18 protein-coding genes, 1 other RNA gene and 1 pseudogene are annotated in these 22,690 nt (G+C 68.9%); 7 read left to right on the plus strand and 13 right to left on the minus strand.

Going from position 1 to position 22,690, the window contains the following annotated elements:
* Positions 1-3: 3 nt before the first annotated feature.
* The 10 genes from murD to GDR74_RS13415 form a co-directional block, all read right to left on the minus strand.
* Positions 4-1,398 (minus strand): UDP-N-acetylmuramoyl-L-alanine--D-glutamate ligase, encoded by a 1,395-nt coding sequence (gene murD / locus GDR74_RS13370; protein ID WP_152586766.1) that lies wholly within the window; start codon positions 1,396-1,398, stop codon positions 4-6.
* 4 nt (positions 1,399-1,402) lie between these two features.
* Positions 1,403-2,488 (minus strand): phospho-N-acetylmuramoyl-pentapeptide-transferase, encoded by a 1,086-nt coding sequence (gene mraY / locus GDR74_RS13375; protein ID WP_152586767.1) that lies wholly within the window; start codon positions 2,486-2,488, stop codon positions 1,403-1,405.
* A gap of 3 nt (positions 2,489-2,491) precedes the next feature.
* Positions 2,492-3,925 carry a UDP-N-acetylmuramoylalanyl-D-glutamyl-2,6-diaminopimelate--D-alanyl-D-alanine ligase gene (locus tag GDR74_RS13380; RefSeq protein ID WP_152586768.1) on the minus strand — a complete coding sequence of 478 codons (1,434 nt, stop codon included), beginning with the start codon at positions 3,923-3,925 and terminating at the stop codon, positions 2,492-2,494.
* Positions 3,922-5,394 carry a UDP-N-acetylmuramoyl-L-alanyl-D-glutamate--2,6-diaminopimelate ligase gene (locus GDR74_RS13385; RefSeq protein ID WP_152586769.1) on the minus strand — a complete coding sequence of 491 codons (1,473 nt, stop codon included), beginning with the start codon at positions 5,392-5,394 and terminating at the stop codon, positions 3,922-3,924. The genes GDR74_RS13380 and GDR74_RS13385 overlap by 4 nt, the downstream gene beginning before the upstream one ends.
* A complete protein-coding gene (locus tag GDR74_RS13390) occupies positions 5,391-7,151 on the minus strand; it encodes a peptidoglycan D,D-transpeptidase FtsI family protein (RefSeq protein ID WP_425486960.1) in 1,761 nt (586 codons plus the stop codon). The genes GDR74_RS13385 and GDR74_RS13390 overlap by 4 nt, the downstream gene beginning before the upstream one ends.
* A 7-nt stretch (positions 7,152-7,158) precedes the next feature.
* On the minus strand, positions 7,159-7,554 hold the full coding sequence (gene ftsL, locus GDR74_RS13395) for a cell division protein FtsL (protein WP_152586771.1): 396 nt from the start codon (positions 7,552-7,554) through the stop codon (positions 7,159-7,161).
* Positions 7,551-8,600 (minus strand): 16S rRNA (cytosine(1402)-N(4))-methyltransferase RsmH, encoded by a 1,050-nt coding sequence (gene rsmH, locus GDR74_RS13400; RefSeq protein ID WP_152586772.1) that lies wholly within the window; start codon positions 8,598-8,600, stop codon positions 7,551-7,553. The genes ftsL and rsmH overlap by 4 nt, the downstream gene beginning before the upstream one ends.
* The gene (mraZ, locus tag GDR74_RS13405; RefSeq protein ID WP_152586773.1) at positions 8,597-9,094 is read right to left on the minus strand and encodes a division/cell wall cluster transcriptional repressor MraZ; all 498 of its coding nucleotides are present in this window, start codon (positions 9,092-9,094) and stop codon (positions 8,597-8,599) included. Before mraZ ends, rsmH begins: the two co-directional genes overlap by 4 nt.
* Before the next feature lie 312 nt (positions 9,095-9,406).
* An RNA gene (rnpB, locus tag GDR74_RS13410) (RNase P RNA component class A) lies at positions 9,407-9,783 on the minus strand.
* 140 nt (positions 9,784-9,923) lie between these two features.
* Positions 9,924-10,712, minus strand: coding sequence for a lytic transglycosylase domain-containing protein (locus GDR74_RS13415; RefSeq protein WP_152586774.1), 789 nt, complete (start codon positions 10,710-10,712; stop codon positions 9,924-9,926).
* Between the two features lie 294 nt (positions 10,713-11,006).
* On the opposite strand from GDR74_RS13415, the pseudogene GDR74_RS18440 reads away from it, so the two are divergent.
* From GDR74_RS18440 to GDR74_RS13450, 7 genes and pseudogenes are all read left to right on the plus strand, one after another.
* A pseudogene (locus GDR74_RS18440) lies at positions 11,007-11,222 on the plus strand (glycine zipper domain-containing protein); the annotation flags it as partial.
* Positions 11,223-11,536: 314 nt separating this feature from the next.
* A complete protein-coding gene (locus tag GDR74_RS13425; RefSeq protein WP_152586775.1) occupies positions 11,537-11,812 on the plus strand; it encodes a hypothetical protein in 276 nt (91 codons plus the stop codon).
* Positions 11,813-11,896: 84 nt separating this feature from the next.
* Positions 11,897-12,622, plus strand: coding sequence for a TerB family tellurite resistance protein (locus GDR74_RS13430; RefSeq protein ID WP_152586776.1), 726 nt, complete (start codon positions 11,897-11,899; stop codon positions 12,620-12,622).
* A 4-nt stretch (positions 12,623-12,626) separates the two neighbouring features.
* Positions 12,627-13,394 carry an N-acetylmuramoyl-L-alanine amidase gene (locus GDR74_RS13435; RefSeq protein WP_152586777.1) on the plus strand — a complete coding sequence of 256 codons (768 nt, stop codon included), beginning with the start codon at positions 12,627-12,629 and terminating at the stop codon, positions 13,392-13,394.
* Positions 13,395-13,447: 53 nt separating this feature from the next.
* Positions 13,448-14,902 carry an efflux RND transporter periplasmic adaptor subunit gene (locus GDR74_RS13440; RefSeq protein ID WP_152586778.1) on the plus strand — a complete coding sequence of 485 codons (1,455 nt, stop codon included), beginning with the start codon at positions 13,448-13,450 and terminating at the stop codon, positions 14,900-14,902.
* Between the two features lie 10 nt (positions 14,903-14,912).
* Positions 14,913-15,629: an ABC transporter ATP-binding protein gene (locus GDR74_RS13445; RefSeq protein WP_152586779.1), complete on the plus strand. Its 717-nt coding sequence runs from the start codon at positions 14,913-14,915 to the stop codon at positions 15,627-15,629.
* Positions 15,626-16,858, plus strand: a complete 1,233-nt coding sequence (locus tag GDR74_RS13450) for an ABC transporter permease (RefSeq protein ID WP_152586780.1) — start codon at positions 15,626-15,628, stop codon at positions 16,856-16,858. The genes GDR74_RS13445 and GDR74_RS13450 overlap by 4 nt, the downstream gene beginning before the upstream one ends.
* A 9-nt stretch (positions 16,859-16,867) precedes the next feature.
* On the opposite strand, the gene metH is transcribed toward GDR74_RS13450, so the two are convergent.
* From metH to GDR74_RS13465, 3 genes are all read right to left on the minus strand, one after another.
* Positions 16,868-20,623: a methionine synthase gene (metH, locus tag GDR74_RS13455; RefSeq protein WP_152587771.1), complete on the minus strand. Its 3,756-nt coding sequence runs from the start codon at positions 20,621-20,623 to the stop codon at positions 16,868-16,870.
* 103 nt (positions 20,624-20,726) lie between these two features.
* Positions 20,727-21,632 (minus strand): methylenetetrahydrofolate reductase [NAD(P)H], encoded by a 906-nt coding sequence (metF, locus tag GDR74_RS13460; protein ID WP_152586781.1) that lies wholly within the window; start codon positions 21,630-21,632, stop codon positions 20,727-20,729.
* Positions 21,632-22,645, minus strand: coding sequence for an ArsR/SmtB family transcription factor (locus tag GDR74_RS13465; RefSeq protein WP_152586782.1), 1,014 nt, complete (start codon positions 22,643-22,645; stop codon positions 21,632-21,634). Before GDR74_RS13465 ends, metF begins: the two co-directional genes overlap by 1 nt.
* Between the last annotated feature and the right edge of the window lie 45 nt (positions 22,646-22,690).

Raw genomic sequence — 22,690 nt, forward strand, 5'->3', positions numbered from 1 at the left:
TCGTCAGGCTCCCATCGTCGGGTTGATGCCGGGCAGGGCTTTGACGAGTTCGCGGAAATGGTCTCCGCGCACCTCGTAGTTGGGATACTGGTCGTAGGACGCGCAGGCGGGCGAGAGCAGCACGACCGCGGGCGCACCGAGCGCCGCCGCGTCGCGGGCCGCATGCTCCACCGCGCGGTCGAGGGTGACCGCACGCTCGAAGGGCACGCTGTCGCCGAGGGTCTCCGCGAAGGCATCGGAGGCTGCGCCGATCAGGTAGGCCTTGCGGACTTTCGGGAAGTAGGGACGCAGGGACGCGATCCCGCCCTCCTTCGGCTTGCCGCCGAGAATCCAGAGGATGTCGTCGAAGGACTTCAACGCCTTCTCGGTGGAATCCGCGTTGGTGGCCTTGGAATCGTTGATGAACAGGACCGGGCCGATGCGCCCGATCTCCTCCATGCGGTGGGGAAGTCCCGGAAAGGTCCTGAGGCCCGCCTCGATCCTGTTGTCCGGCGTGCCGAGCGCCAGCGCCACCGCCACGGCCGCCGCGGCGTTCTGGGCGTTGTGGGCGCCGCGCAGGGAGCGGATGCCGGCGAGATCCGCCACCGGCAGGGGACCGGCGGGCGTTCCCCGGACCAGCCTCGTCCCGTCGGCGAAGACGCCCTTCGGCCCCACGCTCCCGACGGAGACGGGCATCACGTCGACGCCTTTCCTCGCGCACGCCTCCGCGATGGCGCGGCTGAAGTCGTCGTCGGTGCCGACGACCGCGATCTCCGCCTTCGTTACCAGCCGCTCCTTGATGGCGGCGTAGTTCTCCATCGTGCCGTGCCGGTCGAGATGGTCGGGCGAGATGTTGAGATGGACGCCGACCGTCGGCGCGAGCGAGGGGGCGAGGTCGATCTGGAACGAGGAGCACTCGACCACATGGATGCGGTCGTGAGCGGGCGGGGCGAGCGAGAGGATCGCGGTGCCGATGTTGCCGCCCATCTGCACGTCGCGCCCCGCCTCGCGCAGGATGTGCGCGACGAGGGCCGTCGTGGTGGACTTTCCGTTGGTTCCGGTGATGGCGACGAAAGGCGCGTCCGGCGCGATCTTCGCCCGCTCCCGGCAGAACAGCTCGATGTCGCCGACGATCTCGACTCCCGCCGCGCGTGCCAGTTTCGCCGACCAGTGCGGCTCGGGATGCGTCAGCGGCACGCCCGGCGAGAGGATGAGCACCGATACCTGAGACCAGTCAACCTTGCGCAGGTCGCCCGTCTCGATGCCCTTGTCCCGAGCCTCCGCCATCTTCGCCGGGTTGTCGTCGCAGGCGACCACCCGCGCCCCGCCCTCCTTGAGGGCGAGCGCCGTCGCGAGCCCCGACCCGCCGAGGCCGAAGAGGGCGACCGTTTTTCCGGCGAAGGTGGTGACGGGCGTCATGCGCTCACCGCAGCTTGAGGGTGGAGAGGCCGACGAGGGCAAGGACGACGGCGATGATCCAGAACCGGATCACCACCTGCGGCTCGGTCCACCCGAGCTGCTCGAAGTGGTGGTGGATCGGCGCCATCTTGAACACGCGCCGGCCGGTGAGCTTGAAGGACGCGACCTGAATGATCACGGACATGATCTCCAGGACGAACAGCCCGCCCACGATGGCGAGCACGACCTCATGCTTCGTCGCCACGGCGATGGTGCCGAGGAGGCCGCCGAGGGCGAGGGAGCCCGTGTCCCCCATGAAAATCTGCGCCGGCGGCGCGTTGAACCACAGGAAGCCAAGGCCCGCGCCGATGAGCGCGCCGCAGATCACCGCCAGCTCGCCGGTGCCGGGCACGAAATGGATCTGGAGATAGTTCGCGAAGACCGCGTTGCCGGCGAGATAGGCGATGAACCCGAAGGTGCCCGCCGCGATCATCACCGGCACGATGGCGAGGCCGTCGAGCCCGTCGGTGATGTTCACTGCGTTGCCCGCGCCGACGATCACGAAGCCGCCGAAGATGATGTAGAACCAGCCGAGGTTGAGGATCAGCTCCTTGGAGAAGGGCAGCGCCAGCTTGTTGGCGAGGCCGGGCGTCGCCATGTACGAGATCGCGATGCAGGCGGCGGCGGCGATCAGCGCCTCGATGGCGAGGCGCGAGCGCCCGGAGAACCCCTTGTGGGACTGCTTCGTCACCTTGAGATAGTCGTCGTAGAACCCGATGGCGCCGAAGCCCACGGTGACGAACAGGACCACCCAGACGTAATGGTTCGCGAGATTGGCCCAGAGCAGGGTCGAGACCAGCACGCCGGCCATGATCATCAGCCCGCCCATGGTGGGCGTGCCGCGCTTCGTCAGGAGGTGCGACTGCGGACCGTCCTCGCGGATCGGCTGTCCCTTGCCCTGCCGCACGCGCAGGAGCGAAATGATTCCCGGCCCGAACAGGAACACGAAGAGCAGCGCCGTCGCGGTCGCGCCGCCGGTGCGGAACGTGATGTAGCGGAAAATATTGAGGGGGCTGAAATAGGGGCTGAGGTCAGCCAACCATGTCAACATCGATCATCCTTTCAGCGCTTGGCCGGTCCGGCCAGCGCCGTAACGTTCTTTCAGGGCTTTGACAACCAAAGCCATCTTCATGCTGAGCGACCCCTTGACCATGACCGCGTCGCCGGGACGCAGGTCCGCGCAGACGGCCTCCGCCAATTCGGCGGAGGTGGGGGCATGCAGGGCCACCTTCGCGCGGGGCAGCCTGTCCACCAGGTGACCCATCAGGGGACCCGCCGCGTAGATCCGGTCGACCCTGTTCGCCTCCACGGCCTCGGCGAGGCCCGCATGGAGCGCGGGCCCCTCCTCCCCCAGTTCCTTCATGTCGCCGAGGACCGCGATGCGGCGGCCGTGGCGGGGCAGCTCCGCCGCGCCGAGATTGGCGAGCGCCGCCCGCATGGAGGCGGGGTTGGCGTTGTAGCTCTCGTCGATGAGGAGCGCCTCTCCGTCCTCAAGGGCGAGCACGGTCCGCTCGCCGCGCCCCACCGGAGGCCTGAGCTCCGAGAAGGAGAGCGCCGTCAGGGCGAGGTCGGCGCCTACCGCGTGGGCGGCGGCGAGGACGCTCAGGGAATTGAGGGCGATGTGCCGCCCGGGCGTGCCGATCCGGTAGGTCAGCGGCTGGCCGAAGACCCGCGCCTCCACGACGGAGAGGTCGGGCTTCGTCACGATGCGCTCGGCGCGAATGTCCGCGCCCTCCCCCTCGCCGAAGGTGAGGATCCGCCCGGCCGGGGATGCGAGCGCATGGGCGCGCAGCCGCTCGAAATAGGGATTGTCCCGGTTCAGGACCGCCGTTCCGCCCGGCTCCAGGCCGGAGAAGATCTCGCCCTTGGCGTCGGCGATCCCCCAGATGGACCTGAAGAACTCGATGTGGACGGGCTCGACGGTGGTGACGACCGCCACGTGAGGGCGCACCATCGCCGTCAGGGGAAGGATCTCCCCGCCGTGGTTCATGCCGATCTCGAACACGCCGAAGGCGGACTCCCGGGGCATGCGCGCCAGGGTGAGCGGGACGCCCCAATGGTTGTTGTAGGACGCGACGGAGGCGTGGGTCGCCCCCTGCCGCGCGAGGGCCAGGCGCAGGGCTTCCTTGGTCCCCGTCTTGCCGACGGACCCGGTGATCGCGACGACCTTCGCGTGGGCGCGGGCCCGGGCGGCGCGCCCGAGGCGGCGCATGGCCTCCAGAACGTCCGGCACCGCCACGAGGCGGTCGCTGTCCGCGAAGGCGGATGCCTTCTCCTCGGCCACCACGGCGGCCGCGGCGCCCTTCTCGAGGGCCGCCGGGACGAAGTCGTGCCCGTCGTGCACATCGCCCCTGATGGCGAAGTAGAGATCGCCGGGCTCCAGGGTCCGCGTGTCGATGGAGGCGCCGGAGGCCGGGCGGGCGCCCGCGCCGATCCTTCCGCCGGTCGCCGCGGCGATTTCCTCAAGGGTCCATAGGGGCGTGGTCATCCCTGCCTCTCCGCAATGGCCGCCCGGACCTCGTCGTGGTCCGAGAACGGCAGGGTCCGGTCGCCGATGATTTGGCCCGTTTCATGGCCTTTGCCCGCGACCACCAGCACGTCCCCCGGCCGGAGGCCCCTCACGGCGGCCCGGATGGCCTCGGCCCGGTCGCCGATCTCGGTCGCGCCGGGGGCGCCCTTCATCACCTCCGCGCGGATCGCCGCCGGGTCCTCGGAGCGAGGATTATCGTCCGTGACGATGACCGTGTCCGCCTTCTCGACGGCGATGCGCCCCATCAGCGGCCGCTTGCCGCGATCCCGGTCGCCGCCGCAGCCGACGACGCAGACGAGCCTGCCCTTCGTGAAGGGCCGCAGGGCGTCGAGCACATGGGCGAGGGCGTCCGGCTTGTGGGCATAGTCCACGATGCACAAAGCGCCGTCGACCTCGCCGACCCGCTCCAGGCGGCCGGGCACGCCCTTCAGGTGCGGGAAGGCCGCCAGCACCGCCTCCGCCCTGTCCTCGCCTTCGACGGCGAGAACGAGACCCGCCGCCACGAGGGCGTTCTCGACCTGGAAGCCGCCGAGGAGCGGAAGCCGCGTGCGCACGGTACGCCCGAAGGCCTCCACCGTCAGGTTCTGGTCGAAGCCGTCCGGACGGGCCTCGACGAGACGCAGGGCCGTGCCGGCGGCGCCGGTGGTCAGGAGGGTGCGGCCCGCGCGGCGCACGCCCTCCATGAACACGTCCGCGAAGGGACCGTCCGCATTGACGACGGCGGGTCCGCCGGGCGGCAGAAGCGTGTCGAAGAGGCGCAGCTTCGCCGCCGCGTAAGCCTCCGTGGTGCCGTGGTAGTCGAGATGGTCGCGCCCGAGATTGGTGAAGCCCGCCACGCTCAGGCGCACGCCGTCGAGGCGCCGCTGGTCGATGCCGTGGGACGAGGCCTCCATCGCAAGCCGCGTGACGCCGCCCCGCGCCAGCCGGTCGAGCGTCTCGTGGAGCGAGATCGGGTCCGGCGTCGTCAGCGATCCGTAGGCCGCGCCGTCCGACGTGATGACGCCGAGGGTACCGAGGCTCGCGGAGGAATGCCCGAGGGCGGCGAAGAGCTGGCGGGCGAAATCGGCGACGGAGCTCTTGCCGCTCGTGCCGGTGACGGCGACCACCTTCTCCGGCTGCAGCGGAAAGAACCTGGACGCGGCGAGCGCGAGGGCGCGGCGCACGTCCGGCACCTGCAGGAAGGCGACTCCCGGCGCCAGGCCGGCAGGCCGCTCCGCTTCGGCCACGACGGCGACGGCGCCCGCCGCCACGGCCTGCGGCACGAAGCTCATCCCGTCCGCCCGCGTCCCCGGCACCGCGAAGAACACGGAGCCGCCCACGGCCTTGCGGCTGTCGGAGGCGATGGTCGAGACGGGGAGCGCGGCGGCCTCTCCGTCTCGCGCTTCGGGAAGGAGATCGCCGAGGAGGATCGTTTTCGTTGGCGTCATTTCGTGCCCCAGGCGCCGAGGCGCGACATGAGCGGGAAGGGATTGGCCGGCGGCTCGAAGCGTGGCGGAATGCCGAGGAGCGGCGCGACGCGCTCGATGATGTTGCCCGTCACAGGCCCGGCGTTCCAGCCGGCGGTCGAGAAGCCGTAGGTGCCCTCGACCGCCTGCGGCTCGTCCATGATGGTGAGAAAGACGTATTTCGGCTTGTCCGACGGAACGATGGCCGTGAAGGTGGTGAAGTTCTTGTTCTTGGAATAGCGGCCGTTGATGACCTTCTCCGCCGTGCCGGTCTTGCCGCCGACGAAGAAGCCCGCGATGGCCGCGGCGGAAGCGGAGCCCGCCGGATTGGACGCGTTGAGACGCATCACGTAGCGCAGGGCCTCGCTCGTCTCCGGCTTGAGCACCTGCAGGGCGATCTTGCGTGCCTCGGCCTCGTCGCGCTTGAGGAAGGTGGGCGTGATGAGCATGCCGCCGTTCACCAGCGCGCCCACGGCCATGAGCGCCTGGAGCGGCGCCACCGCGAGGCCGTGGCCGAAGGCGATCGTCATCGTGTTGAGCTCGCCCCACCGGGGCGGGATGATCGGCTCCGCGGATTCCGGCAGCTCGGTCTTCAGCCTCGTGAGCTGGCCCATCTTGCGCAGGAAGGCCTTGTGCCCCTCGACGCCGATGCCGAGCGCCATGCGGGCGGTGCCGATGTTCGAGGAATGGATGAACACCTCCGGCACCGTGAGCACGCGGTGGGTCGCATGGTAGTCGCCGATGGTGAACTTCCCGTAGCGCAGCCCCGAGCGCGCATCGAGGGTCGAGTTGATGTTGAACTTGCCCGAGTCGAGCGCCATCGCCGTGGTGAGGGCCTTGAAGGTGGAGCCCATCTCGAACACGCCGACATTGATGCGGTTGATGCGGTCGGGCTCCAGCGCGTCGACGGGATTGTTCGGGTCGAAGTCGGGAAGCGACACGAGGGCGATGATCTCGCCCGTGTTCACGTCCATGATCGCCCCGGCGGTCGCCTTCGCCTTGTACTTCGCCATGCCCTTGGCAAGCTCGTCGCGCAGCGCGTGCTGGACGCGCAGGTCGATGGAGAGCTGCACCGGCTTGAGGTCGGCCGCCGAGATCGCGAAGCCCGCGCCGTTGAGGTCCTGAAGGCCCTGGCTGTCGATGTACTTCTCGATGCCGGCGATGCCGACGTTGTCCACGTTCGCGAATCCGAGCACGTGGGCCGCGGCCTCGGCGTTCGGATAGATGCGCTTGTTTTCCGGCAGGAAGCCGATGCCGGGAATGCCGAGGCGATGGACCTCCGCCTGCTGGCGCGGCGTGATCTCGCGCTTGACCCACACGAAGCCCTTCTTCGTGTTGAGCTTGTTGCGCAGCTCCGTCGCGTCGAGATCCGGCAGGACCGCGGTCAGCAGCTCCACCGCCTCGTCCTTGTCGATGATGTTGCGCGGCTCCGCGAAGACGGACACCATCTTCACGTCGGTGGCGAGGATGTTGCCGTTCCGGTCGACGATGTCAGGACGCGCCGCCGAGATCTCGAGGGACGTGGCGCGCCGGACCTCGCTCGATGCGTCGCTCGTCATGGCGAGATAGACGAGGCGCCCGCCGATGACGCTGAAGAGGCCCGCGAAGCAGAGCGCGGTGAAGCCGACGCGAGAGGTGCTCTTGTCGACGCGCAGGCGGAAGAGCTCGCGCACATGCGCCAGCACGCTCCGTCGTGGGGGAGCGGCCTGGCCGATCAGATCCGGGTCGAACTTCTGCAGCACGGGCTTACCGTCTCGGGGTTTGCGTGGTCGGGGTGCGCGCGTCGGCGTTCCTGTCCTTCGGCGTCGATGTCGGTCCGAACAGGCCGAGCGCCTCCAGCTTGCGGCCGATCTCGTCCTCGCGCGCCGGCCGGTTCGGCAGGTCGGACAGGCGGGCGAGCTGCTGGATCTTGAGGGGCTGGAGATCGAGGTGCTGATCGGCCGCCGCCTGCAGGCGGTCGGGCCGGTCGAGGTACTGCCACTCCGCCTGGAGCACGGCGATGGCGTCGCGCTCGCGCTGCACCTTCGCCTTCAGCTTGGCGACCTGCTCCACGTAGTAGAGCGTCTCGTACTTGACCGAATACGCATAGCCGGCCGATGCGATGAGCATGGAGATGGCGATGATGTGAAGCAGGCGGATCACCGGCGCCCTCCCCTCTTGTCGGCGGTCTGCGGCAGCTCCGCGAGCATCGTGATGGCACTGAGCGGCGCCTGCGGCGGCATTCCGGTCCGCGAGCCGGCGCGCAGCTTCGAGGAGCGGGCGCGGGGATTGCGCGCGATCTCGTCCTCACCGGGCAGCACGGGCCCGCGCGTGACGGCCTCGAAGGTCGGCGCGGGCGCCGCGAGGCCCGGAAGATGACGAGAGGCCGAAGGGCTCCGCCCCGTGCGCGCGGCGAAGAACTGCTTCACGATCCGGTCCTCGAGGGAGTGGAAGGTCACGACGACGAGACGCCCCCCCGGCTTCAGAATGCGCTCGGCTGCATGGAGGGCGCGCACGAGTTCGCCGAGCTCGTCGTTGACGGCGATGCGCAGCCCCTGGAATACCCGCGTGGCGGGATGGATGCCGCCGGGCTCCTGACGGATCAGCGAGGCGACGAGTTCGGCGAGCTGGCCGGTCGTCCTGAAGACCTGCCTGCGCCGCGCCTCCACGATGGCGCGCGCCACCGCGCGGGCGCGCCGCTCCTCGCCGTAGTGGTAGAAGATGTCCGCAAGCTCCGCTTCCGAGGCTTCGTTGACGAGGTCGGCCGCGCTCGGCCCCTCGCGCTCCATCCGCATGTCGAGAGGCCCGTCGCTGCGGAAGGAGAATCCGCGCTCCGCCTCGTCGAGCTGCATGGATGAGACGCCGATGTCGAGCACGACTCCGTCGACGGTCTCCAGCCCTTCCGCACGGACGATCTCGTCGAGCTGCCCGAAACGGCCTTGAACGAGCGTGAGGCGGCGCTTGAACCGGGAAACGAGCGCAGCGCCTCCGGCGATCGCATCCGGATCGCGGTCGATGGCGAGAACGCCGTTCTTCGGATTCGCGTCCAGGATGGCGCGGGTATAGCCGCCCGCGCCGAACGTGCCGTCCACGTAAGCGCCGCCGCGCCGTGCATCCAGCGCTTCGCAGACCTCCTCCAGGAGCACGGGGACGTGACGGGTCGGTCCGCCAGCGGCTCCGGCTCCTGGGCCGTCGCCGCGTCCCATCATCGCCCCTGTGCTCCTGGTGAGATGTCCTGCACCGAACGCTGCTCCACGACCCGATTGCCCAGGGCTCTCTTGAGATCCCGCACCTTGCCGCGCGCCTCCTCCAAATGCGCGCGAAAACGCTCGGGCTCCCAGATCTGGAACTTGTGACCGAGCCCCACGAACGTCACCGCGTCCGCGATCCCGGCATGTACTTTCACCGTCTCCGTCAGGATGACACGCCCTTCCGGATCGACCTTGAGGATTTCGCTGGTTCCGAACAACGCCGTCGACAGCTGATCCCGTTCGTCCGAATAGGGCGACAGCGTCGACAAGAACGCATCGATCTCGTTCAGCAGCACGTTGCCGCCCGCGTCCAGCGCCGGCGCATCCAGCGCCGGATGAACGTAGAGCCCCTCGAACCCATCCGCCGCCAGCACCGCACGGAAGGATGCGGGGATCGAGACCCGACCCTTCGAATCCAACTTGTTGGTGAAATTGGACACGAAGCGGTTCATGGGCCGCGGCTCGCGCACTCCTGATTGTCAGCCCCCCGGCGGATCGCGACGACCCGCCGTTACCCGGCGCCGATGAGGACGCCTCGTTCCGAACTGTGCGGCCAGAGCCTTGTGTGGGCCTGACCATCCCTTCGGAAGACATCGTCGACGGGATGATTTGGGATAACATGGGAGATTATGGGCGTCAACGAAATGGGGTCGGGGCGGAGGGTTGCCGGCAGTCAACCGCCATCAGAATTGCTTAGGGTTAATGAATCGTAAGCAGGGCAACGGTTTGCTCCCGCTTTCCCCAAACTTCGCCCTGTGGAAAAGGTTGTCAGCCGGCCTGTAAGCCGGGTTCTGTAGGGCCCGAGGCTCGCGCCCCGGACGTGGCGGCCATTCCTCTGGGACGGTCATCGCTGACCGCCTCAAGCAACCAACCCGGACGACGGGCCTGGAAACAGGCCTGGCGCGAACGCCTGTCGTCCCTATTCGGTTTTGCTCCTGGTGGGGTTTGCCGTGCCGTCCGCATTACTGCGTCCGCGGTGCGCTCTTACCGCACCCTTTCACCCTTACCCCGCGCTGCGGGGCGGTCTGCTTTCTGTGGCACTTTCCCTAGGGTCGCCCCTGCCGGACGTTATCCGGCACCGTGTTTCCATGGAGCCCGGACTTTCCTCTCCGACGCGCGGAGCGGCCGCCCGGCCGGCTGACAGGATGGATGTGGGGGATGCGCGGCCCGTTCGTCAAGAACGTCCGGAGGCATTTTCAAGGAAACCGGGCCTGCCTATCGCGACGGCTCGAGAATCCCGGCCGATTCCGGGGGACCCGCGCCGCCGGAAGCGCGAATGGCCTAATCGGCCTTCGCCGTGATCGTCTTCACCTTGGCGCAGTAGACGCGCGAGGCGCGGGTCATGGTCTGCGTGCGATGGCCGAACTGATAGCGCAGGATCGTGCCGCAGGTATCGCCGCCGGCGAGCCTGTAGGCCTGCGCGAGGTACATGAGTCCGTAGCGCAGGTTCGTTTCCGCATCGAGAAGGCCCGCGGCATCGCCCCTGTAGCCGAGCGACTGGGCCGTGCGGACGTTGATCTGCGTGAGGCCGACATTGGGGCCCCTGCGCGCACCCGGATTGTAGCGGCTTTCGAGACGCACCACCGCATCGGCCAGTTCGTACGGCAGCCCGTGCTCCGAAGCATAGCGGGCGATCAGGGGCCTGAGCGCCCCGGACCTGACGGCGTCGGCCCGCTCCGAACGGGAGCGCGGCGACGGCACGACCGGCAGGGAGGCGGTCTGTTCGACCCTTCCCTCCCCCGCCGCCCCCTTCGCAGCCTCTGCCGCCGAAACCGGCGCCTCCGTCGCGACCTTTGCGGAAGCAAGCGAGGGGGCTGGAAGCGCGGCTTCCTTCGTTGCGTGCTTGCGAGGTCCCTTGGCCGTCTTTCCGGGCGTCACGGCCTCGGCGGCCTTTTCCTCTTCCGCGGGCGTGGCGCCCGCCTTCTGCTCCTCGAGCTGGGCACGAACGAGCTGCTCGGCCTCCTGCGGGGAAATCAGCGCGCTCTCCGCCCGGACCTGAGGAGCGACCGCAATTGAAACGATACCCAGAAGCGCGACCGCCGTTGGTTTCGAGCAAAGCCGCCAAGTCATATCGAAGCTCCAAATGGCACAGGTCGCGGGAAAACGGTGGGTGGCGGCCAAATGGGGCGAAGTTGTGGCTTGGCAAGACGCAACGATGCTCAGCCAATGCTCAAGCTAGACAGTAGGATGACATGGAATTCTGGCCTGGGACGGAAGAAGCATTGTGCCTGTCCCGCAGCAAACCTTTGTGAAAATCACGCCTTGAGAACGGTTCGCGCCCGCCCGCCAAGGGTTGGCAGACGCGACGCGTCAGGCTACAACATTACGAAGCGGCACATGGCCGCCAACCACAGGATCATTTCAATGAAAAATATGATTGTAGCGACTGCCGCCGGTATCGCGGCCCTGGCTTTAGCAGCCTGCAACTCTCCCGGCGAGCGCGCTCTGGGCGGCGCGGCGCTGGGCGGCCTCGCCGGCGCGGCCATCGGCGGTGTCGCCACGGGTCACACGAGCGGCGCACTCGCCGGCGCGGCCGTCGGGGCGGCCGGCGGTGCCGTCGTGGGGGCAGCAACGACTCCCGAGCCTCGCGCGACGGAGGTGCCCCCATCCACGATGTCTCACCCCCCGTCCACGATGTCCCAACCGCGGAATCCCGTGCCGCCGCAGGCAGGTCCCGCTCCCGTGCGAAGGGGGGTCAACCCGGGCAGCCAGGGGCGGACGACACCGAACTGCCGTTATGGAACCTACACGCTCAACGGCTCCGTCTATTGTAAACCCTGAGCCCGATGGAACCGATTGATTAGGAAAAATGTTGGCTGTAAGGCTAAGCTCTATCGCTCAAGCTACTTCCGTCTGGGTACATCGTCCGGTCGCTGACGAAGAGGACATCCGTCATGAAGAAGATCATTACAGCCATCGCAGCTGGCGCCCTCACTCTCTCGATGGCCGCCTGCAATACTCCCGGTGAACGTGCAGTCGGCGGCGCCGCCATCGGCGGTCTCGCCGGCGCGGCCATCGGCGGCGCGGCAACGGGCCGTGCGGGCGGCGCTCTCGCCGGCGCGGCCATCGGCGCCGCGGGCGGCGCGATCGTCGGCGCGGCGACGACGCCGCGCAATCCGTGCCCCTATGGCACCTATCAGGACGTCTACGGCAACATCTACTGCCGCTGATCGCCGCCGCATACCGAATTTTGGGGGCCGGATCGTTCCGGCCCCTTTTCTTTCGCTCGCAGTTGAGCGTACCACTCGATCACGATGATTCAGTCGATTTGGGGCAAATTGGGCGGTGCGGGCCTCGGCCTCGCATTGGGAGGGCCGATCGGCGCGCTGCTCGGCGGCGTCGCGGGTCACGTGCTGATCGACCGGGAAGGCGCGATATTCGGCCGGCCGCCGCGGGACGTGATGTTCACCATGGGCCTCGTCGCGCTTGCCGCCAAGATGGCGAAGGCCGACGGCGTGGTGGTGGACCGCGAGGTCGCGGCCTTCGAGCAGATCGTCGAGGTTCCTGCGGGCGAGCATGAGCGCGTGAAGCGACTGTTCGATCTCGCGAAGCAGACGCCGGAAGGGTTCGAGGCCTATGCGCGCCAGATCGGCGAGGCCTTCAAGGACGAGCCCGCCCTCCTGGAGGACGTGCTCGACGGCCTGTTCCACATCGCGAAGGCGGACGGCGCGGTGCACGAGGCGGAGTTCGCCTATCTGCGCGAGGTCGCCGCGATCTTCTCGTTCTCGCCGGCGGATTTCGAACGCATCGCGGCGCGCCATGTCCGGCGGGCGGACGATCCCTACCTCATCCTCGACGCGGACCGCTCCATGAGCGACGAGGACCTGCGGCGCCACTACCGGAAGCTCGTGGCCGAGAACCACCCGGACAGGGAGATCGCGCGCGGCCTGCCCCCGGAGGCCGTGAAGATCGCCACCGAGCGGCTCGCGGCCATCAATGCCGCGTGGGAACGCATCGCCGCGGAGCGCGGGATCAGGTGATCCGATGAGCATGCCCCGCCCCGAAAGCTCCGCCGCAGCGAAGGTGTTTCCGTCGCCGAACCACGGGGAGCGGAAGGGTGTCAGGGGCCCGGATATGCTGATCCTGCACTACACGGGCATGCCGGATGCGGGCGAGGCCCTGCAATGGCTCTGCAATCCCGTCTCGCAGGTCTCGGCCCACTACTTCGTGTTCGAGGACGGGCGCGTGATCCAGATGGTGCCGGAGGCCCGCCGGGCCTGGCATGCGGGCGCCTCCTTCTGGGACGGCGAGACCGACATCAATTCCCGCTCCATCGGCATCGAGATCGCCAATCCCGGCCATCCCGGCGGCCTGCCGCCCTTCCCCGAGGTGCAGATCGAGAGCGTGATCGCCCTGACGCGGGACATCGTCTCCCGCTGGCGCATTCCGCCCACCCGGGTGCTCGCCCATTCCGACGTCGCGCCCGGCCGCAAGCTCGACCCGGGCGAGGCCTTTCCCTGGGAGTGGCTCCACCGGGAGGGAATCGGCCACTGGGTGCCGCCTGCCCCGATCCGGGACGGGCGCTTCTTCGCCCGCGGCGATCAGGGCATGCCCATCGAGGCCCTCCAGGCCATGCTCACCATGTACGGCTACGGCCTGAAGATCACGGGCGTGTTCGACGAGAACACGGAGAAGGTGGTGGCTGCCTTCCAGCGCCATTTCCGGCCCGAGCGCGTCGACGGGGTGGCGGACGCCTCGACCATCACGACCCTTCGCGACCTCATCGCCTCGCGGCCGCAAAGCGTCGCATGACAAAGAGTTAACTCGAATCCCGGCGGGATATCCGCCACAATGGCGGCGTGGATATGACGGCGCGAAAGGGCTTCGGCGTGCGGCGGGTCTGGTGGTTGATGGTCGCCATTGTGGCGGCTGCAGGAATGGCGGGATTCTTCCTGTGGCGGCCCGCGGGAGGCAGCGCCTCCGATGCCGCCTATCGGCTTGCCGCCGTGGAGCGCGGCCCCATCACCGCGAGCGTGCGCGCCACCGGCACCCTCAACCCCGTCACGACGGTTCTCGTGGGCTCGCAGCTCTCCGGCCAGGTCGTCGAGATCCTGGCCGACTACAACACCCCCGTGAAGGAGGGACAGGTCGTCGCCCGGCTCTACTCGGAGCAGATCAAGGCGCGCCGCGATGCCGCCCTCGCCGATCTTGCCCAGGCCAGGGCCGACCGGGACACGAAGCAGGCGCAGATCGAGAAGGCCAGGGCGATGCTGCAGCGGGCCGAGGCCGTGGCCGCGGATGTCGCCGCCCAGCGCGACCGCGCGCAGGCGCAGCTCCTCGACGCGCAGCGCAACTTCGACCGGCAGACCGAACTCGTCGCCCGCGCCGCCGCCACGCAGAACGCTCTCGACCAGGCCAAGACCCAGCTCGACGTCCAAAAGGCCACCCTCGCGTCCGCGCAGGCGCAGATCGCCTCCAGCAAGGCGGAGGCGGAAGGCCTGCGGGCGGACCTCGCGCTTGCCGAAGCAGGCCTCAAATCGGCGGAGGCGCTGATCCTTCAGCGGGAGGCGAAGCTGAGGGACATCGAGATCGACCTTGCCCGGACCGAGATCCGCTCGCCGGTGGATGGGGTCGTGGTGAAGCGCGACATCGAGCTCGGGCAGACGGTCGCCGCCTCGCTCTCGGCGCCGACCCTCTTCACCATCGCGCAGGACCTGCGCGAGATCGACATCTACGCCAACATCGACGAGGCCGATGTGGGGCGCCTCAAGCCGGGGCAGCCCGTGAGCTTCACGGTCAACGCCTATCCGAACCGGACCTTCGCCGGCACGGTGCGGATGGTGCGCCTCGGCGCGCAGACGGTGCAGAACGTCGTGACCTACACCGCCGTCATCGGCGTGCAGAACACCGATCTTTCTCTTCTTCCCGGCATGACCGCCAACCTCCAGATCGTCACCGACGAGCGCGACGACGTGCTGCGCGTGCCGAACGCGGCCCTCCGCTTCCGGCCGGCGGGCACCGTCGCGGCCGCCGCGAGATCCGCCGCCGCGGACGGCGCGGACGCTCCGCAGCGTCGCCGCGGCGGGACACGCGCCGCCGCGGACCCGGGAATGGAGGGGCGCGTGTACCGCCTCGTCAACGGCGCTCCCGAACTCGTCCCGCTCAGGATCGGCGTCACGGACGGCGACTACACGGAGGTGCTGCGCGGAAGCCTGAAGGAAGGCGACACGGTCATCGTCGGCGGCGGCGCGCGGAGCGGTCCGCAGGACGACGACCGGCAGCGGCCCTCCCCGCGCCCCCGCCCGCCGCGGATGTTCTAGGACAGTCGCCATGTCGCTCATCGAGACCCGGGGCCTGAGACGCGTCTACGATCTCGACGGCGGCCGCGTCGTCGCCCTCGATCATGTGGACCTCGACGTGGAGGCCGGGGATTTCGTGGCGGTGATGGGACCGTCGGGCTCCGGCAAGTCCACCTTCATGAACCTCGTCGGCTGCCTCGACAGGCCGACCGAGGGCCGCTACCGGCTGGCGGGCACGGCGGTGGAGAGCCTCGACGCCGACGGGCTCGCGCAGCTGCGCAACCGCGAGATCGGTTTCGTGTTCCAGCAGTTCAACCTGCTGCCGCGGATCGACGCCATCGGCAATGTGGAGCTGCCGATGATCTATGCGGGCGTCGACCGCAGATCGCGGCACGCACGGGCCCTCGGCGCCCTGGAGCGGGTGGGCCTCGCGGAGCGGGCGCATCACCGCCCGATGCAGCTCTCCGGCGGGCAGCAGCAGCGCGTCGCCATCGCGCGGGCGCTCGTGAACCGGCCGAGCCTGCTCCTCGCGGACGAGCCGACGGGCGCCCTCGACAGCCGCACCGCGAAGGAGATCCTCGCCCTGTTTCAGGAGCTCAATCGGGAAGGCGTCACCATCGTCCTCGTCACCCACGACGCGGATGTGGGCCGCCATGCGCGCCGCCTGGTGCGTTTCAGGGACGGCCGCGTGATCGAGGACGCGCGCCAGACGCCCCTTGACGCCCGCATGGAGGAGGCCGTCGGATGAGATGGTTCGAGGCCATCCGCTCCGCGTGCTCGGCCATCGCGGCCAATGCCCTGCGCAGCCTGCTCACCATGCTCGGCATCGTCATCGGCGTGGCGGCGGTGATCGCCATGGTGGCCATCGGCTCCGGGGCGCGCAACCTGGTCGACCGGCAGATCCGCTCCCTCGGAGCCAATCTCGCCATCGTGACCCCAGGCAACGTCACCCAGGGCGGAGCGCGGCTCGGCGCGGGTGCGGCCTCGTCCCTCACAGACGAGGATGCGGAAGCCATCCGCAGGGAGATCGACGGCGTGATCGCCGCCGCGCCGTTCGTGCAGGGCGGGACGCAGGTGGTCGCCGGCGGCAACAACTGGGCGACCCGGATCTACGCCGTCGACAACGACTGGTTCGAGGCGAGGGAGTGGGACGTCTCGAGCGGCCGGACCTTCGACCCGGAGGAGATCCGCCGCGGCGACATCGTCATCATCCTCGGGCAGACCGTGGCCCGGAACCTGTTCGGAGACGAGGATCCCATCGACAGGACGGTGCGGGTGCGCAACGTGCCGTTCCGCGTCATCGGCGTCATGGAATCCAAGGGCCAGTCCGCGTTCGGGCAGGACCAGGACGACGCGATCTTCGTGCCCCTCGACGCGGGCCGCCGCCGCGTCATCGGCCGCAACTACGCGAAGGACCGGTCCGTCGGATCGATCTTCGTCAAGTTCGCGCGGGAGGAGGACATCGAGCCGGGGATCGAGCAGATCGCGCAGCTCCTGCGCCAGCGCCACCGCATCCTCGGCGAGCAGGAGGACGACTTCTCGATCCGGAACCTGACGGAGATCGCCAACACCGCCTCGGCTTCCGCGAACACGCTCTCCATGCTGCTCGCGGCGGTGGCGGCCGTGTCGCTCCTCGTCGGCGGCATCGGCATCATGAACATCATGCTCGTCTCCGTCACCGAGCGCACCCGCGAGATCGGCCTGCGGCTCGCGGTGGGCGCGAGGCCGCGCGACATCCTCAGCCAGTTCCTCATCGAGGCCACGACCCTGTCGACCATCGGCGGCATCCTCGGCATCGGTCTCGGCGCGGCCGCGGCCTACGGCGTCGCCCGGCTCGCGGGCTGGCCCTCGCTGATCTCGACGGAAGCGATCCTGATCGCCGTGGGCTTCTCCGCCCTCGTCGGCATCTTCTTCGGCCTCTACCCGGCCCAGCGCGCCGCCCGTCTCGATCCCATCGAGGCGCTGCGGCGGGAGTGAAGGGCGCGCCTACTCCGCCGCCATGATGCTGTAGGAGGCGGGATCGTAGTTGAGGATGGGCGAGAGCCAGCGCTCGACCTCGGCGACGCTCATGCTCTTGCGCGCCGCGTAATCCTCCACCTGGTCGCGCTCCACCTTGGCGACGCCGAAGTAGTAGGCCTCCGGATGCGCCAGGTAGAGGCCGGATACGGACGAGCCGGGCCACATGGCGTAGGATTCCGTCAGCTTCACGCCGATGCTGCGCTCCGCGTTGAGCAGGCGGAAGAGCGTGGCCTTCTCCGTGTGGTCGGGCTGGGCCGGATAGCCGGGAGCCGGGCGGATGCCCCGGTACTCCTCGCGGATCAGCTCCTCGTTGCCGAGGTTTTCATCCGGGACATAGCCCCAGAACTCCTTGCGCACCCGCTCGTGCATCCGCTCCGCGAAGGCTTCCGCCAGGCGGTCGGCGAGGGCCTTGACGAGGATCGACTGGTAGTCGTCGTTGGCGCGCTCGAACCGCTCGGCGATGCGGACCTCCTCGATCCCGGACGTGACCACGAAGCCGCCCACGTAGTCCGCCTTCCCGCTCTCGCGGGGAGCGACGAAGTCGGAGAGGCACAGGTTCGGCTTTCCGTCGCGCCGCAGGAGCTGCTGGCGCAGGCCGTGCAGCGTCGCCAGAACCTCGCTGCGGCTCTCGCCCGTATAGAGGGCGATGTCGTCGCCGACCGCATTGGCGGGCCAGAAGCCGATCACCGCCTTGGGGTTGAACCAGCGCTCGTCGACGAGGCGCTTCAGCATCGCCTGCGCGTCCTCGTAGAGCTGCCGCGCGGCCTCGCCCTGCTCGGGATCGTCGAGGATCGCCGGGAAGCGGCCCTTGAGCTCCCAGGTCTGGAAGAACGGCGTCCAGTCGATGTAGGGTACGAGCTCGCCCACGTCGTAGCTGCGGAACACGCGGGCTCCCGTGAACGCCGGCTTCGGCGGCTGGTAGGCCTCCCAGTCGAGCCGGAGCCGGTTTGCCCGCGCCTTATCGAGGGACAGGCGCTGCTTGTCGGCCTCCGAGCGCCTGTGCGCCTCGGCCACCTTCCGGTATTCCGCCTGGAGCGTGCCGATGTACTCGTCCCGCGTGTCGGGCGAGAGCAGCGACGAGACCACGCCCACGGCGCGGCTCGCATCGGTGACGTAGACCGCCTGGCCCTTGCGGTAGTTGGGATGGATCTTCACCGCCGTGTGCACGCGGCTCGTGGTGGCGCCGCCGATCAGGAGCGGGATGTCGAAGCCCTCGCGTTCCATCTCGCTCGCCACGTGAGCCATCTCGTCGAGGGACGGGGTGATGAGGCCGGAAAGGCCGACGATGTCCACCTTCTCCTTGCGCGCCGTTTCGAGGATCTTCTGCGCCGGCACCATCACGCCGAGGTCGATGACCTCGTAGTTGTTGCAGGCGAGGACGACGCCGACGATGTTCTTGCCGATGTCGTGCACGTCGCCCTTCACCGTCGCCATGAGGACCTTGCCGGCGGCGGAGCGCGCCGTTGCGCCGTTCCGCTCCTTCTCGGCCTCCATGAACGGCATGAGATAGGCGACCGCCTGCTTCATGACGCGGGCGGACTTCACGACCTGCGGCAGGAACATCTTGCCCGCGCCGAACAGGTCCCCGACCACGTTCATGCCCGCCATGAGCGGGCCCTCGATCACATGGAGGGGCCGCTCCGCCTGCCGGCGCGCCTCCTCCGTATCCTCCTCGATGAACTCCGTGATGCCGTTGACGAGGGCATGCTCCAGGCGCTTCTCCACGGGCCAGGACCGCCATTCGAGGTCCGCCGCCTTGGCCTGTCCGCTGCCGTCGCCCTTGAAGCGCGGCGCGGCCTCCAGGAGCCGCTCCGTCGCATCCGGGCGCCGGTTGAGCACCACGTCCTCGCACAGCTCCCGCAGCCCCGGGTCGATCTCGTCGTACACGGCGAGCTGCCCCGCATTGACGATGCCCATGTCCATGCCCGCCCGGATGGCGTGATACAGGAACACCGAATGCATCGCCTCGCGGACGGGCTCGTTGCCGCGGAAGGAGAAGGACAGGTTCGACACGCCGCCGGAGACATGGGCGTGCGGCAGGGTCTCGCGGATGATGCGGGTCGCCTCGATGAAGGCGACGCCGTAGCCGTTGTGCTCCTCGATGCCCGTGGCCACGGCGAAGATGTTGGGATCGAAGATGATGTCCTCCGGCGGGAAGCCCACCTCCTCCGTCAAGATCCTGTAGGCGCGGGTGCAGATCTCGACCTTCCGCTCCAGGGTGTCCGCCTGCCCCTGCTCGTCGAAGGCCATGACCACGACGGCGGCGCCGTAGGCGCGGCAGATCCGGGCCTGCTCGATAAAGGATTCCACGCCCTCCTTCATGGAGATCGAGTTCACGATGGCCTTGCCCTGGATGCATTTCAGGCCGGCCTCGATCACGGGGAACTTCGAGGAATCCACCATGATCGGCACGCGGGCGATGTCGGGCTCGGCCGCGACGAGGTTGAGGAACTCCACCATCGCCTTCTCGGAATCGAGCAGGCCCTCGTCCATGTTCACGTCGATGATCTGCGCGCCGTTCGCCACCTGGTCGCGCGCCACGTCGAGCGCCGCCGCGTAGTCGCCGTTGGTGATGAGCTTGCGGAACTTGGCGGAGCCGGTCACGTTCGTGCGCTCGCCCACGTTCACGAAGGGGATGTCCGGCGTGAGGACGAAGGGTTCGAGGCCCGCGAGGCGCATCGTCGGCCGAACCGTGGGAACCTGCCGCGGCGCCTTGCCGGCGACAGCCTCCGCGATGGCGCGGATGTGGTCGGGCGTCGTGCCGCAGCAGCCGCCGACGATGTTCACGAGGCCCGCGTCGGCGAACTCGGCGAGCATGCCCGCCGTGGCCTCGGGCCGCTCGTCGTAGAGACCGAACTCGTTGGGCAGGCCCGCATTGGGATAGGCGCAGACGAGGGTGTCCGCGACCTTGGCGATCTCCTGGATGTGCGCCCGCATCTCGCGCGCGCCGAGGGCGCAGTTGAGACCGACGGAGAAGGGCTCCGCGTGGCGGACCGAGTGCCAGAAGGCGGTCGGCGTCTGCCCGGAGAGGGTGCGGCCCGAAAGGTCGGTGATGGTGCCCGAGATCATGACGGGAAGCTTCACGCCCTTCTCGGAGAACACGCGGAAGGTCGCCGCGATGGCGGCCTTGGCGTTGAGCGTATCGAAGATGGTCTCGACCAGGATGATCTCGGCGCCGCCGTCGACGAGGCCCCTCACCTGCTCAGCGTAGGAGTCGCGCACCTGGTCGAAGGTCACGGCGCGATAGCCGGGGTTGTTCACGTCGGGCGAGATGGAAAGCGTACGGTTCGTCGGGCCGATGGCGCCGGCAACGAAGCGGCGGCGCCCGTCCTCCCTCTGCGCCTGGAGGGCGGCCTCGCGGGCAAGCCGGGCGCCGTGAAGGTTCAGCTCGTAGACGAGTTCCTCCATGCCGTAGTCGGCCTGGGCGATGGAGGTGGCGGAGAAGGTGTTGGTCTCGACGATGTCGGACCCGGCGCGGAAATAGTCGAGGTGCACCTGCCGCACGGCGTCCGGCTGCGTCAGGGTGAGCAGATCGTTGTTGCCCCTGACGTCCTGCTTCCAGTCCCTGAAGCGCGCGCCGCGGAAATCCTCCTCCGAGAAGCCCGATCGCTGCAGTTCCGTGCCCATCGCGCCGTCCAGCACGAGAATGCGCCTGGATGCGGCCTCGCGAAGCGCCTTCGCCACTTCGGCGCCGTCGGCGGGACAGGGAATGTCGAACGTCATCGTCATCGTCTTTCGTCGTTACCGGTTCGCCCGGTGCAGCCGCCCTTACCGCGCGGCAGCGGGTTTGACACGAAAAGGCCGGGCGCAGGCCCGGCCGATGGATTCAGGCGGCCGCCCGTTCGGCTTCGCCGCGCAGCCCAAGCAGGCGGCAGATCGCATAGACGAGATCGGCCCGGTTCATGGTGTAGAAATGGAATTCGCTGACGCCGCGGTCGACGAGGTCGATCACCTGCTCCGCCGCAACCGCAGCGGCGATGAGCTTGCGCGTCTCCACATCGTCCTCCAGCCCCTCGAACCGGGCGGCGAGCCAGGCGGGGATGCTCGCTCCCGCCTTCGCCGCGAAATTCGCCGTCTGCCTGAAGTTCTGCACCGGCACGATGCCGGGAACGATGGGGATGTCGATGCCGCGCGCCCGGACCCGGTCGAGGTAGCGGAAATAGACGTCGTTGTCGAAGAAGAACTGGGTGATGGCGCGATCCGCGCCGCAATCCACCTTCTCCTTCAGCACGTCGATATCCGCATCGAGGGATGCGGCTTCGGGATGCTTTTCGGGGTAGGCCGAGACCGACACCTCGAAATCGCCGATGGCCTTGATGCCCGCCACGAGATCGCAGGTGCGCTGGTAGCCTTCCGCATGGGGCTCGTAGGCGGTGCCGAGGCCGCCGACCGGGTCGCCGCGAAGGGCCACCACGTGGCGCACCCCGGCCTCCCAGTAGGAGCGGACCACGCTGTCGACCTCGGCCTTGCTGGCCGCTACGCAGGTGAGGTGCGCCGCGGGCTTCAGCCGCGTCTCCCGCACGAGCCGGGCGACGGTGGCATGGGTGCGCTCGCGGGTCGAGCCGCCGGCGCCGTAGGTCACGGACACGAACTGCGGGTTGAGGGGAGCGAGGCGTTCGATGGAGGACCACAGGGTCGCCTCCATCTCCGGGGTCTTGGGGGGAAAGAACTCGAAGGAGACCCTGATCGGACAGGACGGCTGGCGGCTGGGGCGGAGGGCGATCGGCGACATCAGGCGACCTCTCTGTCGGGGGCGGCGAGCGGCCAGTCCGTCGCGACGCGCCGGTCCTGTCCGAGCCAAAGGGAAACGATGAGCTGCTCGCCGCCCTTTCCGGCCGGAGCGATCTGCCGGTTGAGGGTGCAGTCGAGCCCGGCCTCGCCGAGCCAGTCGGCCACCTGCTCGGGAGCGAAGCCGAGCCGGCGATGGGCCTGCGTCTCGCGCAGGAATTCGAGGTTGTGCGGCGCGAAGTCGACCACCAGGATCCGGCCGCCGGGCGCCACCAGCCGCGAGGCCTCGCGGATCGCCCGGGCCGGATCGTCGAGATAGTGCAGGACCTGGTGGATCACGACGAGGTCGAACGTGTCGCGCGGGAACGGCGGCGCGTAGATGTCGCCCTGCCGCAGCTCGATGCCCCTCAGGCCCGCCTTCTCCAGGTTGGCGCGGGCGACCGAGAGCATGGCATGGCTCGCATCGAGCCCCACGGTCCGCGAGGCCCGCGGCGCGAGGAGCTGGAGCATCCGGCCGGTCCCCGTGCCGAGGTCGACGAGATTGCGGATCGGCCTGTCGCCCAGCGCCTCCAGGACCGCCGCCTCCACCGTGGCCTCCGGCGCATGGAGCGAGCGGAGCCGGTCCCATTCCGGCGCCAGCCGGGAGAAGAACGCCTGCGCCGCCTGGGCCCGCTGGGCGCGGACGGCCTCGAGCCGGGTCCGGTCGTCGAGGAGCAGGGGATCGGAGCGGTTGAGGCTGTCGAGCATGGGCCGCAGGAGCCGGGCGGCCTCGCCCCGGTCCATGAGGCGGAAGAAGGCCCACGCCCCCTCCCTATGCCGCTCCACGAGCCCGGCCTCCACGAGGAGCTTGAGGTGGCGCGAAATGCGCGGCTGGGACTGGCCGAGAATGTCCGTCAGGTCGGAAACGGAGAGTTCCCCCTCCGTCAGCAGGGCGAGAATCCGCAGGCGCGTCTCCTCGGCTGCTGCCCGCAGGATGGTCAGCGTCAGGTCCAGCGATGGCGATGCGGCGTCCGGCACGATGCAAACTCGCTCTCACATATAAAGATATGTTTATATCTTCCG

Origin of the sequence: Microvirga thermotolerans (assembly GCF_009363855.1) — a bacterium.
Classification (GTDB): Bacteria; Pseudomonadota; Alphaproteobacteria; order Rhizobiales; family Beijerinckiaceae; genus Microvirga; species Microvirga thermotolerans.

What these genes read in the sequence shown, in the direction of transcription:
- GDR74_RS13450 (WP_152586780.1), top strand. Translation starts at nt 15,626, where the DNA reads ATGAGATGGTTCGAGGCCATCCGCTCCGCGTGCTCGGCCATCGCGGCC.
- rsmH (WP_152586772.1), bottom strand. Translation starts at nt 8,600, where the DNA reads ATGATGGGACGCGGCGACGGCCCAGGAGCCGGAGCCGCTGGCGGACCG.
- GDR74_RS13440 (WP_152586778.1), top strand. Translation starts at nt 13,448, where the DNA reads ATGACGGCGCGAAAGGGCTTCGGCGTGCGGCGGGTCTGGTGGTTGATG.
- metH (WP_152587771.1), bottom strand. Translation starts at nt 20,623, where the DNA reads ATGACGTTCGACATTCCCTGTCCCGCCGACGGCGCCGAAGTGGCGAAG.
- GDR74_RS13380 (WP_152586768.1), bottom strand. Translation starts at nt 3,925, where the DNA reads ATGACCACGCCCCTATGGACCCTTGAGGAAATCGCCGCGGCGACCGGC.
- GDR74_RS13415 (WP_152586774.1), bottom strand. Translation starts at nt 10,712, where the DNA reads ATGACTTGGCGGCTTTGCTCGAAACCAACGGCGGTCGCGCTTCTGGGT.
- murD (WP_152586766.1), bottom strand. Translation starts at nt 1,398, where the DNA reads ATGACGCCCGTCACCACCTTCGCCGGAAAAACGGTCGCCCTCTTCGGC.
- mraZ (WP_152586773.1), bottom strand. Translation starts at nt 9,094, where the DNA reads ATGAACCGCTTCGTGTCCAATTTCACCAACAAGTTGGATTCGAAGGGT.
- GDR74_RS13425 (WP_152586775.1), top strand. Translation starts at nt 11,537, where the DNA reads ATGAAGAAGATCATTACAGCCATCGCAGCTGGCGCCCTCACTCTCTCG.
- GDR74_RS13430 (WP_152586776.1), top strand. Translation starts at nt 11,897, where the DNA reads ATGATTCAGTCGATTTGGGGCAAATTGGGCGGTGCGGGCCTCGGCCTC.
- GDR74_RS13445 (WP_152586779.1), top strand. Translation starts at nt 14,913, where the DNA reads ATGTCGCTCATCGAGACCCGGGGCCTGAGACGCGTCTACGATCTCGAC.
- GDR74_RS13385 (WP_152586769.1), bottom strand. Translation starts at nt 5,394, where the DNA reads ATGACGCCAACGAAAACGATCCTCCTCGGCGATCTCCTTCCCGAAGCG.
- metF (WP_152586781.1), bottom strand. Translation starts at nt 21,632, where the DNA reads ATGTCGCCGATCGCCCTCCGCCCCAGCCGCCAGCCGTCCTGTCCGATC.
- GDR74_RS13435 (WP_152586777.1), top strand. Translation starts at nt 12,627, where the DNA reads ATGAGCATGCCCCGCCCCGAAAGCTCCGCCGCAGCGAAGGTGTTTCCG.
- mraY (WP_152586767.1), bottom strand. Translation starts at nt 2,488, where the DNA reads ATGTTGACATGGTTGGCTGACCTCAGCCCCTATTTCAGCCCCCTCAAT.